Source organism: Roseovarius marisflavi (genome assembly GCF_900142625.1).
Lineage (GTDB): Bacteria > Pseudomonadota > Alphaproteobacteria > Rhodobacterales > Rhodobacteraceae > Roseovarius > Roseovarius marisflavi.
Window position 1 is genome coordinate 1 of sequence record NZ_FRBN01000025.1, and the last position, 12316, is coordinate 12316.

Annotated in this window: 10 protein-coding genes; 3 read left to right on the plus strand and 7 right to left on the minus strand. The window is 53.8% G+C overall.

The annotated features are described in order from the left end of the window. Positions 1-246 precede the first annotated feature (246 nt). From BUB78_RS16620 to BUB78_RS16630, 3 genes are all read left to right on the plus strand, one after another. Complete coding sequence (locus BUB78_RS16620; protein WP_073199998.1) at positions 247-3168, plus strand: right-handed parallel beta-helix repeat-containing protein; 2922 nt, start codon at positions 247-249, stop codon at positions 3166-3168. Between the two features lie 274 nt (positions 3169-3442). Continuing rightward, a complete protein-coding gene (locus BUB78_RS16625; RefSeq protein ID WP_139279382.1) occupies positions 3443-4849 on the plus strand; it encodes a hypothetical protein in 1407 nt (468 codons plus the stop codon). Further along, the gene (locus tag BUB78_RS16630) at positions 4849-5616 is read left to right on the plus strand and encodes a glycosyltransferase (RefSeq protein WP_073200002.1); all 768 of its coding nucleotides are present in this window, start codon (positions 4849-4851) and stop codon (positions 5614-5616) included. The genes BUB78_RS16625 and BUB78_RS16630 overlap by 1 nt, the downstream gene beginning before the upstream one ends. Positions 5617-5620: 4 nt before the next feature. Here BUB78_RS16630 and BUB78_RS16635 read toward each other — a convergent pair whose 3' ends face one another. Genes BUB78_RS16635 through BUB78_RS16665 form a run of 7 tightly spaced genes read right to left on the minus strand, consistent with a single transcriptional unit; the run spans position 5621 to position 12099 of the window. Next, a complete protein-coding gene (locus BUB78_RS16635) occupies positions 5621-6601 on the minus strand; it encodes a glycosyltransferase family 2 protein (RefSeq protein WP_073200004.1) in 981 nt (326 codons plus the stop codon). Then, positions 6594-7637: a glycosyltransferase gene (locus tag BUB78_RS16640; protein ID WP_073200005.1), complete on the minus strand. Its 1044-nt coding sequence runs from the start codon at positions 7635-7637 to the stop codon at positions 6594-6596. Before BUB78_RS16640 ends, BUB78_RS16635 begins: the two co-directional genes overlap by 8 nt. Next, the gene (locus BUB78_RS16645; RefSeq protein WP_170865091.1) at positions 7634-9130 is read right to left on the minus strand and encodes an O-antigen translocase; all 1497 of its coding nucleotides are present in this window, start codon (positions 9128-9130) and stop codon (positions 7634-7636) included. Before BUB78_RS16645 ends, BUB78_RS16640 begins: the two co-directional genes overlap by 4 nt. Continuing rightward, on the minus strand, positions 9130-10011 hold the full coding sequence (locus tag BUB78_RS20455) for a hypothetical protein (protein WP_139279383.1): 882 nt from the start codon (positions 10009-10011) through the stop codon (positions 9130-9132). Before BUB78_RS20455 ends, BUB78_RS16645 begins: the two co-directional genes overlap by 1 nt. Then, positions 10008-11108, minus strand: a complete 1101-nt coding sequence (locus BUB78_RS16655) for a DegT/DnrJ/EryC1/StrS family aminotransferase (protein ID WP_073200010.1) — start codon at positions 11106-11108, stop codon at positions 10008-10010. Before BUB78_RS16655 ends, BUB78_RS20455 begins: the two co-directional genes overlap by 4 nt. Next, positions 11105-11545: a sugar 3,4-ketoisomerase gene (locus BUB78_RS16660; RefSeq protein ID WP_073200012.1), complete on the minus strand. Its 441-nt coding sequence runs from the start codon at positions 11543-11545 to the stop codon at positions 11105-11107. The genes BUB78_RS16655 and BUB78_RS16660 overlap by 4 nt, the downstream gene beginning before the upstream one ends. Then, the gene (locus tag BUB78_RS16665) at positions 11542-12099 is read right to left on the minus strand and encodes a GNAT family N-acetyltransferase (RefSeq protein WP_220084022.1); all 558 of its coding nucleotides are present in this window, start codon (positions 12097-12099) and stop codon (positions 11542-11544) included. Before BUB78_RS16665 ends, BUB78_RS16660 begins: the two co-directional genes overlap by 4 nt. Positions 12100-12316 lie beyond the last annotated feature (217 nt).

Sequence of the window (12316 nt, forward strand, 5' to 3'; positions counted from 1 at the left end):
GTAGCTACCATCGAGAAACTCCCCACAAATCAAAGAAGCCTCTGAATCGCAGATCAGGCGTCATGCCGTAAGTGTGGGAGCGGCGCACCGCTTACTGATGTCCCCTGAGGGGTGGCAAATTTCTGCCATTTTGCCAGCGCCCCGAAATTACCTCATTGTAGTCACGCGCCTGATCAGATTATTGCGAATATTCCCGTGTATCACAAAGTTGCAGCGGTAGTGCTGGGAAAAACTCACGGAGTTGCTATGTCTGACCTGATCATTAATGTCTCCACGCAGGATGAGCTTTATGCAGCGCTTGATAAAGCTACCGGGGGCGAAACGATCGTTTTGAGCCCGGGCGATTATGGTCGGATAGAACTGAGTACGGGGCAAACTGGCGGCGTAGACGCTGTTTATGGTTCAGAGGTGAAGATTATTTCTGCCGACAGCGAAAACCCGGCATCCCTGTCCGGACTACATCTCTTCGGTGCCGCCAATCTGTCGTTCGAGAATATTAAATTTGACTATACAAGTTACGAAGCCGCGCCGGTGTACTCTTATCCATTCGAGATCACTCATAGTGAGAACATTGCAATACGGAATTCCATCTTCGATGGCGATCTTGCTTATGGGTTTGGCACGGAGGCCGATGGCAAGGGCACTGGTAAAGGCTTGCAGGTTGCAGGTGTCGACAACTTCGTTCTTGAAGGGAATGAGTTCTACAACTGGCATCGTGCTGCCGTTTTTTTCAGTTCTGACAATCTCACAATCCTGGACAATGAGGTCTATGGAATCAGATCAGATGGGTTCGATTTTAATGAGATACATTCCGCTCTAATTGAGGGGAACCATTTCCACGATTTCGATGCTGCGCCTGGGACCGGGGATCATGGTGACATGATCCAGTTCTGGACCAACGGCAACACCACTCCAACTACTGACATCGTGATCCGGGGCAACATTCTTGATGTTGGTGATGGAGACGGCACACAAAGTATTTTCATGCGCAATGGCATGGTTGACCAAGGTGTGGCTGGCGCAGAAATGTTTTATCAAAACATTCTCATTGAGGAAAACCTCATCCTCAATAACAGTTCACACGGTATCACGGTTGGTGAGACAAATGGCCTTATCATTCGCAACAACACTGTTCTTGATGCGGATACCTCGCTTTCGTCCAGCGTCAACACCCCTAAGATAAATTTGGCGCCTCTGTCCACCAACGTGACAGTTGAGGGGAACGTAGCTGCCGCTATCACTGGCTATGTTGATCAGCCGAACTGGGCTGTATCGAACAATGTTCTTGTTCAGAACACGGATCCCAATGCTCTGGGATATTACGAAAGTGAATTTATAAATTCATCGCTCAGTGGAGACATCACCGGCTATATCGTCGATCCGAATGGCACAATTGCACAACTTGATGCTGGCGCAAGTCGTCTGCATCTTGACACTACTCCGGATACCATTCGAGCGGCATTTGATGCCTCAAGTGATGGTGACGCCCAAAATACAGTCATTTTCGACGCGGGTTTCACATACGGGCCGACAGGTAAAATGTCCGCCTCCGACGCCCAGTTCATCTGGGACTTTGGCGATGGGACCACTGCTGTAGGTCAGGTGGTAAGCCATGAGTATGTCAATGCCGACCGCTATGAGGCAACTCTGACAGTGGTCATGCCGGACGGAACAACGGCCAAGGCCGTGAGTGAAATCGGCATTATGGGGGCGGATGTCCTCTCCTACGATCCGCTGACCGGTCTGTTCAAGGCCGAAGGATACGGCATAGCAACAGAGATCGAGGGTAGTGATAGAACATCGGTAACTCTTGACAGCAGCCAAGGCGTGGATCTCGGCGGTGCCGGTGCGCAGCTTGGAATTGGGAAAGAGCACCTGTCCAGGCTTTTTGGTGCCAATTCGTTTGACATGTCGATGACGTTGCGGGCCGATACACTGGGCAGCATCGGTGAGGTGGCCCGTGTTCACGGCAGCTTTGTTCTCTCTATTGCCCCCCGCGGTGAGGTGAACCTCACTTTATGGACGGACACGCAAGCAGCGCAGGTAAACACTACCGGTGTCACTGTTAACGACGGTATGGACCATGAAATCCGGGTCGCTTTCGATGGTGCGACGAACAGCCTGATGATCTATGTTGATGACCAGCTTGCTGGAGCAACTGAAGTTGAGGGGGCGATGCGCGGAGATTATCCGCGACCTCTAGAGTTTGGCAATCCTTGGGGCGACGCTGAGGATAACTTTGATGGCACGCTGACGGCTTTTGATCTGGAAGTGGGTAATCAGGATTTTCCGGAGTACGCGGGGGAACCGGCGGTGATTATTAGTGTTTCGGAGCCACTCAGCACCGTTTCGGCTGAAGATACCGGTGCGAACGATCCAGTGCAGGATAATTCTCCGACCACGGGTTCACCGCTGGAAGAGCCTACGGCGACCCCGGAAGCCACAGAGGACCCGGACGCGGTCAACAGTGCAGATGAACCGGTTGATGAGGTCCCCACGGAATCGAGCGCTCCGACCACAGTGCCGGAGGACGCGAATACGGAGGTGCCGGTTGATGACACATCTCTGCAGCCGCAAGAGCCTCTATATACAGCCAAGTTCTCAGATGTGGGCCTTAGCGAGAGCGGGATCGCGCTGCTTTACGACGCGCATGTCGTGCAAAACCCTGACGGAAATTCAGCGGTCGTACTGGATGGTAAAGGGGATTTCGTCTCTTTGGGTCGCATTGAGGCCCTTGAAGATTCACAACAGCTCAACCTCTCACTTGACTTTCAGCGCTCGGATTTGAACGGTGGTACTGAACGTATGGTCTGGAACCATATGAAGTTTGGGATTTCGGTGAAGGACGACCTCTTGAGCATTCATGTGGCCAGCCCAGGCGAGCACTTCCACAAGGGGTTCGAAATCGCTAATGCCGCAATCGACGATACTGAGCTGCACTCCCTTAACGTGGCGGTTGATGCCGAGGCGGACCGCTTGCAGGTGGTGCTTGACGGTAACGTGGTGCTAGACGAGCGGGGCGCTGATTTGGATTTCGTCGGTGCTGGTGGCTATGAGTGGGGCTGGACTATCGGCAGCGCTTGGCAACGAGACTATGAAGGTAGCGTTAGTGCGTTTGAACTCGACGACGTGGCTGTCTTCATAGACGATGCAGCAGCGCTTCTATAACTGGCATTACTCTACAAAGAGCGACAAGTTTTGCGGTATTCCATTCGGTTCTGGTTGGGTACGAAACATCCTTCCAGACTGATGGATCTTGCGAAAATATTGGGGTATTTAAAAAAGGAACATGTCGCCATTGACTTTGGTAAACATTTTCATTTGCGCGAAAGTATGCAACTGGATATCTCCTTGAGCCATTGGACGCACGCAGGAGACTGATTGCCGTATCTTAAGGCCCTCGTTACCCAGAGTGTATCCGCGAAGATGAAAAGGCAATAGTGTGTTAGCTGAACGTACCGGACGGCATGAGGTGCCGAAGCAACAAAACAGACCTCATGGTACTGCAGGCAGCCAAGCCCGCCTTTCTATCTGGGTTTGGCTTTTCATTATTGGCCTGATCATTCCGCTTTTCATATACGTCGGACCTCTTCGTCTTTCAGTCTACCGTCTGGTTCTGCTTGTAATCTTCTTTCCAGCCCTCTTCTTTTGGCTGAGTGGGCGCGCCGGGTCCATCCGGCTTCCGGATATTTGTGTTCTGGGTATCTGTCTGTGGTCGACTGTCTCCTATTCCGTTGTGCATGGCTTTGCGCCTATGATTGAGACGATCGGTATCTTTTGGGTCGAGACATTAGGAGCCTATCTCGTCGGGCGTTGCTATATCCGCACGCCCGAGGCGTTTTATTCGGTTATACGGTTATTGTTCTGGCTGGGGATACTTGTCCTTCCTTTTGCGATCTACGAGGCCATGACGGATAAGAACCTTATTCTCACTGTTTTTGGAAAAATTGGTCCCACCTATTTTCCGAGTAACATGGATCCCCGTTGGGGCTTAGATCGGGTTCAAGGGCCGTTTCCTCACCCAATCCATTTTGGCGTGTTCTTTCTCTCGCTTTCAGGAGCTGTCTACTATGTGCTCGGCTATGGTCGACGTTGGATTGGGCGGGTTACGCGAATGATTTTTATCAGTTTTCTTGGAGCGGGCTGTCTTTCCTCCGGACCGCTGGTTGCTTTGATAGCGCAGATCAACATTATCATTTGGGACGGAGTAATGAACTCTGTAAGACAGCGCTGGTATATTCTCACCGGACTCTCGGCGCTTGGGTTCATTATCGTCGACATGATCTCAAATCGCACACCGTTTCACGTGTTGGCTACCTATCTCGCCTTCAATGCGCAAACTGCATATAGCCGAATATGGATATTCCAATGGGGAACGAAAAATATATTCGACAACCCAATTTTCGGGCTTGGCTTGAACGATTGGGAGCGCTCACCCTACATGACAGACAGCATCGACATGTTCTGGATCGTCGGCGCGATCCGCCATGGTATTCCGGTTTGGATTCTCTCGTTGGTTCTTTTCTTCTCGATATTCCTTTCTGTCGCCTTCCGAAGCAACCTGAGCGAACGTGTGAACTGGTACCGTACCGGCTACCTGGTGACGATGTTCGGGATGTTTATGGCTGGATGGACTGTTCATTATTGGGACATCACTTACGCTTTCTTCATGTTCCTCTTGGCGAGTGGTGTGTGGATCCTCGATTGGCAGGGTGAGGAGGATGGAGTGCAGGTACGAAATTCTGAACCGGTGGTTTTGGGCTACACGCGATTTCCCGCAGGAGGGCTCAGTTCCACGAGAACAGCCGGGTCGCATCAGACTGCAGTCTTAGAAAAAGGTGACGCATAATGGACTGGTGCTGCATTGCCGCTGTCAATGATGAGGCGATTCTGTCGGAGAACCTCTGTACCTCCCCGGCTCTACGGTCAGACCCCGAGCGTCTGACCGTCCTCATGGACCAAAAATCCGCGACAATTGCTTATAATGCAGGACTAGAAAGGACAACCGCGCGCTACTGCGTGTTTGCGCATCAAGATGTCTATCTGCCTGACGGATGGGTAGAACGCTTGGCTGAAGAGATCGCATCTCTCGACCGCATGGACAGCAACTGGGCCGTAGCCGGACTGTTCGGTGTATCTATTGAAAATGGGGAACATGTCGGACGAGTCTGGTCGAGCGGCATAGGTAAGGAGTTGGGGAATTCATTCGAACTACCGATTGCAGTTCAGTCAATTGACGAGCTTCTGATCATCCTTGATCGAAGCAAGGGGCTCTGCTTTGATGAAAAACTGCCCGGCTTCCACCTCTACGGGACCGATATTATCCAAGAGGCCCGCGCCGCAGGTTTCGGAACCTATGTCATACACGCCCCGGTTGTCCACAACAGCCAACGGGTTAAGACTCTTCAGGGGCCGTTTTTGCACGCGCATGACTATCTATCGAGAAAATGGCGGGCGAACTTACCAATCGTAACCCCAGTGACCAAGATTACCTATTCCGGTCTGAAAGCACGTTGGCTTGCACTCAAACTGACTATCAGACGTAGGAGAGAGAAGGTCGGACAGAGACCGCGGTATGATCCCATGGTAATTGCCAAAAAGCTTGGCTATGAGTGATTGCCTATCGAGCGAGCTTCTTTCTTTTCTTAAGAATGATACCGTAGCCATAAGACCTAAACAATAATGCAATCAGGGCTTTCGCGCTTCCTCGTATTTTTGATGGATGATACGAAATAGATTTTCGCAAGCTTGTCTTTTCACCTGGCGCACACTGTTTTTTTTGAGCTGCAGCCAGCGTGAAGTATGCGCCACTTAACGAGCGTGCGACAAATTTTGTCTGGCTCTTGTTGAGACCCTCGCCCAGAACGCTTTGAATATACGCGACCCGTGCTTCGGCGGCCTCTACTGGGTTCGTTTGCTCAATATCCGTGAGAGGCGCAATATCCTCATCCAGCCGCCGCGCGACTCCGAGAGTGTCTCCTGTAACTATCCAAGGCCCTGCGAGGGCCAAATGGCAAAATAGTGGAGCGTCCTCATAGATTCTTACACTAGATTGAAAACCACCCACTTTTTGGAGCGCGGCTTTGTTCAAAGCTGTCACCGGTGGATGAATGCCAGATATTGCGTAACGCAAGCAATCTTGAACCAGTTGCCCTTTTCCCTTGGGGAAGTGCCACTTTCGTAGTGTAAATACGCTCACTTCATAGTCTGTCGAGACGAGGTCCATGTCGCCTGTGTGCCCGATCACGGCTTGGGAAACACTATTGAGGTCGCGATGCAGTATAGCCAGTCGTCCCGGGTACCACAGATCGTCAGAGTCTAAAAAAGCGACCCATTCTCCACACGCGTGCCTAATACCTGCGTTGCGTGCCGCACCTGCACCGGCATTGGATTGTTGAATCACAAAAATACGGTCACCATATCCTGCGAGCACCTCTAGCGTGTCGTCTGTTGACCCGTCGTCAACCACGATCACTTCATCCGCAGGTGGATCTTGCGCCAGCACGCTGTCGATCGCCTCGCCTACGCAATGAGCACGGTTGTAGGTGGGGATGACGACAGAGACGGATATCCGGCGGCCGGTAGCAGTAGATTCAAGCATCCCGGGCCGCCTGCGATACTGCAGATTTCTGTTTCTGGCCTTGTGCTATGCGCCAATCACTATAGCTAATATATAGCCTATCGAAGGTGTAACGCAGCCAATCCTTGATAGGACGCAATGTCTTCTGCCCATACGATATGTGGAAGGCACGGAAAACCATCGCAACTCTTTCGATATACCTTGCTTCGGCCAGCGCCACTTGGAAACCAACAATTTCTGCGCGGATATGGCATGTTTCCTTGATATCCCCGCCTTCAGGCAAATCAAACTTTTCAATTTCTCTGCAAATATAGTGGTCTATCTCAGTATCCCATTTGCGCAGTTTATGTGAAATTCCATAAAGGTATCCTGTCGCGCTCAGGTTTCCGGTTGAGCCTGAAATCCCTTCATTATTGTGAAGAACGAGGGGTTCATCAATATATCCAATGCCACCGAGTGTGGACGCCCTGAAAGGAATGATCCGATCCTCTGTCGAAAGGCCGCTTCCAAGTGGACCATATTTATCGAAGACTTCTCGGCTCCACGCTGCTGATGCTCCGATAATATGCGATTTCTCAGCAATAATTGTTCTTGGCGTCGGGGTCTTTATTATCCGCTCTGGTGGCCTGCGCAGTCCGATTGGCTTTCGCTCGGCTGTGGTTGACATAACCGCACTGTGAACAAGGCTTAACGTCTTCTGGCTTTCCAGCCATGCCCTCGCCAGCCTCTCGGTTCTGTCCGGAACTGAGATGTCATCGCCCGCATTCACCACGATGAATTCGCCCGAGACCAGCTCCATAACCCGATCGATATGTGGCACCAACCCCAAGTTCGGCTCGTTGCGATTCAGCACAATCTTGTGCGGCCCGTCATAGGCGGTGGCCATTTCCTGCATGATCTCATAGGTGCGATCGGGCGATCCGTCATCTGACAGGATAATCTCCAGTGGCTGATAGGTTTGCGCGAACGCACCCTCAATCGCCTCGCGGATGAACCGTTCCTGATTATAGGCAATGACCACAAAGGTCACCAGCGGTCGCTCGGTCGTTTCGGTCATTTGATATCCCTTATCGGCCAACCAATCATTTCATATATTCGTGCTACCCTTGAAACAAGGCGTCCATGAGACCCGATTTTGGTGATTACTATATGTCCACCGACAAAGGCGGTGATCAGTCCCAGAGCTGCCGAGGCCCCTGCCCCTGCAAGCGGTGCCGCGCGCGCCAGCGCCAAAAGCGCCAGCGCCAGCCCGGCATGGCCTGCGACCAGCCCCAACGACAGCCCTTCCCAGCGAAACCCGTGCAGCTGGCGAACAAGGATTGCGATCACCGCGAAAAGGATCACATAGGCCAGCAGAAAGGCGATCCCGGTCACCTCGAGCCCCAGAAAGGGCAGGCCGAACCAGATCGCCGGCAGGAACAGGACGTTGAACAGCAGTTGCGTGACCAGAAAAATCCCCGACCGTGCCGCCGCCACGAGTGCAAAGCCAAGCGGCCATGACGCTAGCTTGAACACATTGCCCACCGTCTGCCATTGCAGAAGCGTCGCGGACGCGTCAAATTTGGCCGAATACAGCAGGCGGATCAGCCAGGGCGCGCAGCCGATCAGCACCAGAAGCAGCGGGCCGCCAAGCGCCAGCCCCAGCTGGATCTGATCGTTCATCAGCTGGTTGGCGGCGTCACGGTCATGAATCACCTCGGTCAGGCGCGGGAAATAATCCGTCCCCATCGCTTGCAACAGAAAACCCACATAGATCATCGACACGCTCCAGGCTGCGGCGAACTGCCCTGCGGCCTCAAGGCCAAGTTCCTGCGTGATCCGCGTCCGCACCAGCAAAAGCGTGCCCGTCGTTGCCAGCCCGCCAAGCGTGAATACCACCCCTAGCGCGACCATCGGCCGCCAAGCCTGCCATATCTCGCGCGGCGTCATTCTGACGCTCGTCGGTGGAGGCAGGCGGCGTGTATAGTGCCAGGCCACCAGTATGCTGGCCAGGGGCGGCAGCAGGATCAGCCAGATCAGCCCTGACAGACCCAACAGCCAGACGGCCAGCAGTCCACTGGCGCTGCCAAAAAGCGTGCTCCAGACGGTTACCCGGCCCAGATCGCCGATCCGCCGCATCCCCTGCAAGAGCGCCGTCTGCGACCCCGCCACCAGAAACAGGAACACTGCCACGCCCACCAGTCCCACCTCGGTCGCATGATCGGTGCTATCCAGCAGCCAGAGCGCCAGCGTGTCGCGCGCCAGCCAGATAGCGGCCATGGCAACCAGCCCCTGAAGCACGAGCGCGCCAAACAGCACCCGGCGCACCCGTGACAGTGTCACTTCCTCTCCCTTGGCGCTTGAGATTTCCCGAACACCACTGGTTCCAAGCCCCAGCCCCGCACTCATAGAGGCCATCTCGTGCAGGTTGTTGAACACGCTCAAGAGCCCGATCCCGGTGGGGCCCAGCAGGATCGCCACCAGTTTCGCGCGGACGATGGTGATGAGGATCCGCACCGCCTGCGCGCTGCCGATGATCGCCATGGATTTCAGAAGGCCACGGGCGGACATCAAGCACTTCCTTCTATTTCGGCAATGATTTGTCTCAAGTATTTCGTGAGCTTTATCGCACCTTCTTCGTTAGGATGATCCGTGTCTCCCATTCCTTCATCACCGACTACATTTCCCTCAAAGCAATCGATAATCTTAGTGTTCTCCAGTTTAATCGAATAAAGGTCTTTGAAAAGTTCATGCTTTGAAGGCAGGCATGCGCGGTAATCACTTCGCGCAGGTGGTATTACAATGTACAACGAGTGCTTATTAAGGCTTATAAGTTGCAGAAGACGCTCGAGCCAAATAAGCTGGTTTTGATGCCTGCGATTTTCTTTAAGATGAACAGCCGCACGCTTTTCGACGTCGACGTCCTCAAGAAAAAAAGTCTTCTTTTTGTATCCAAACTGCCCTTCTGAAAACTCTTCAGAAGAAATCTTTCTGCACTTTTGGACAATACGCATCTCTGCAAGCTTATTAATGCAGCTTCTATCTTGGTAAGGAACGCTCAGGTAATATTTATATGCGACTGTACGATATCTCTCACTTGTATTGATCAGAGAAAAGCCAGGTGAAAACACTCCAAAAAAAAGAACCACTCTCCTTAAGTTTCGCAACTTTTTGTGATGGGTGCTATAAAGTTGAAAGGCAGTATAAAGGTCGCCACTGGTTAGCCCAAGATTGAAAGACCCCGGGAACTCTGGGGTGAAGAGCCCATAGTCGGCATGTGAATCTCGAAGCGCAAGCGTCTCAATGTGCTCCGAGTTTTCTTGAAATGCATAGCTCTTACCTGCAACATATTTCAGAAACGTGCTGTTATCAAAGCGGTTTAAGCGATGTCTTCTCAGACGCCTTAATAATCGTCTGAAAACTGAATTAGATCCATAAATAACAATACTCACCTTGCACCAGAAATTTTATTGAAGTGTTGGATTACCTTGTCGATTTCCTTCGCCATCTGCGGCCCCATCGGCAGGCTCAGAACCTCGCCCGCGAGCTGTCGCGCCAGTGGCAAATCGTCGGGCGCCAGCCCCATTCCCGCATAGGCGGCCTGCATATGTGGCGGGATCGGATAATGGATCAGCGTGCCCACCCCGGCATCAGTCAACCGCGCCTGCAAGGCGTCGCGCGCCGGGTTGCGCACGACATACAGATGCCAGGCCGGATCGGCCCAATCGGGCACATGCGGCAAGATCAGGCCGCTGTCGACCAGGCCCGCGTGATAGGCTGCGGCCACGGCCCGGCGACGATCGGTCCAGGCGTCAAGATGGGCAAGCTTAACGCGCAGTACCGCCGCCTGCAGCGGATCAAGCCGCGAATTCACGCCTTGTACCTCGTTAACGTATTTCTCTCGGCTGCCGTAGTTGCGCAGCACCCGCACCCTGTCGGCCAGGTCGGCGCGGTTGGTGGTTACCGCGCCGCCATCGCCAAGCGCACCGAGGTTCTTGCCGGGATAGAAGCTCCAGCAGACGATATCGCCATGCGCACCGATGGTTTGGCCCTTGTAGCGCGCGCCATGGGCCTGTGCGGCATCCTCGACCACGGCCAGGCCATGGGCGCGGGCGATCTCTAGGATAGGGTCCATATCGGCGGGCTGGCCATAAAGATGCACTGGCAGCAGGACGCGGGTACGCGGTGTGACCGCGTCCGCAATGCGGGCGGGGTCGATATTATGGGTGGTCGGATCGGGCTCCACTGGTACGGGCATTGCCCCCACCGCCGATACTGCAAGCCAAGTGGCAATATAGGTGTTCGAGGGCACGATCACCTCATCCCCCGGCCCTACATCCAGCGCGCGCAAGGCTAGGATCAACGCATCGAGCCCATTGGCAAGCCCCACCGCGTGATCCGCCCCGCAATAGACGGCCCATTCCGCCTCGAACGCGTCAACTTCGGGGCCAAGGATATACCAGCCACTGTCAAGCACCCGGGCCACGGCGGTGTCGATTTCGGTTTTCAATTCCAGATAGGCGGCACGCAGATCGAGAAAGGGGATCATGGGTACACACTGTCCCGTACAGCCGCTTTGAAAGTGTCGTAGTCGCGAATGTAATCCCCCTCATCATACGGATGCGATGCTAGGACCATGCAAACGGCCCCTTGGCTAAAACTGTCCATTTCCCGCCAGATCAGCCGGTCGATCAGCACTCCCTGACGCGGGTCGCGCAGCCAGTAATCCGTTGTCTCGGAACCGGTGTCGATGCGCAGCCTGAAACTGCCCGAAAGCGCGAAGACCACCTGTTGCAAGGCACGGTGGGCATGGCCACCGCGCTCAGAGTCGACCGGGACGTTGTAAAGATAATAGACGCGAGCAATGGAAAACGGCACATGGTTACCCCCTTCCACAAAGGTCAGGTCGCCCCTAGGGTCCGAGATTACCGGCAGGCGGATCAGCCGCGCGCTGCCCGGCAGTTTGCCTGATGCAGCCTGTGTCATGTCGGCTGCTCCTGCAAGATATTCATGAAACTGTCCCTATTCCTGCGGAAATCGTCCCGGCTCAGCATAAAATAAAGGTTCTCAGTATCCGCGCCGGTCTCTGTCATGCCGAAGCGGCGGTAAAAGGCGGTAGCATGGGTGTTGTCTTTGCGGACATCAATCAGCGCCCGGTGCAGGCCCAGACCCTCAAACCCAATCCCGAAAGACAGCACCGCGCTTTCCAGCGCCGCCTTGGGCGGCTTGTTGTGGTCAAGGATCCAGCTGCCCCAGGTAAAACTGTCGCCCGCGATGTCGTAAAGTCGCACCACCCCGCAGGGTGTTCCATCCAGGCGTTCGATCACATAGTAGAATTCCGCCCCCGCCGCCTCGCGGATCTTGTAGTTCTCAATCCAGCGGCGCTGATCCGTCACTGTTCCGGTGACGGGCGACAGGTGGCTGTTATAGGCAGGATCGGTACGCAGTGCATGGATGAATCTTGCATCTTCCGGCACCACCAAGCGCAGCCGGAGGCACAATCCGGTTATTTCGAGGTTATCTACCATCCATTCCGCCATGCACTGCTCAATATCGCAGGACGGTAAGCCCTAAGCGTCAGACGGTAAACCTAAAACCTGACCATGGTAACAACACAGTTCCGGTTCGATACAGGACGGGTTGCTTTTTTATCACGCCCGTCTAAACGGGAACAGACCCGCTCAGACAAAAGTCGAGGTTCCCGATCAATGCCTGCGTCGAGAAAACCACTCAACCGTGTTCTTTCTGGCAATCTTT

Excerpts from the sequence above, each read along its gene's own strand:
- BUB78_RS16620 (WP_073199998.1), top strand. The coding sequence starts at position 247 with ATGTCTGACCTGATCATTAATGTCTCCACGCAGGATGAGCTTTATGCA.
- BUB78_RS16630 (WP_073200002.1), top strand. The coding sequence starts at position 4,849 with ATGGACTGGTGCTGCATTGCCGCTGTCAATGATGAGGCGATTCTGTCG.
- BUB78_RS16635 (WP_073200004.1), bottom strand. The coding sequence starts at position 6,601 with ATGCTTGAATCTACTGCTACCGGCCGCCGGATATCCGTCTCTGTCGTC.
- BUB78_RS16640 (WP_073200005.1), bottom strand. The coding sequence starts at position 7,637 with ATGACCGAAACGACCGAGCGACCGCTGGTGACCTTTGTGGTCATTGCC.
- BUB78_RS16645 (WP_170865091.1), bottom strand. The coding sequence starts at position 9,130 with ATGTCCGCCCGTGGCCTTCTGAAATCCATGGCGATCATCGGCAGCGCG.
- BUB78_RS16655 (WP_073200010.1), bottom strand. The coding sequence starts at position 11,108 with ATGATCCCCTTTCTCGATCTGCGTGCCGCCTATCTGGAATTGAAAACC.
- BUB78_RS16660 (WP_073200012.1), bottom strand. The coding sequence starts at position 11,545 with ATGACACAGGCTGCATCAGGCAAACTGCCGGGCAGCGCGCGGCTGATC.
- BUB78_RS16665 (WP_220084022.1), bottom strand. The coding sequence starts at position 12,099 with ATGGCGGAATGGATGGTAGATAACCTCGAAATAACCGGATTGTGCCTC.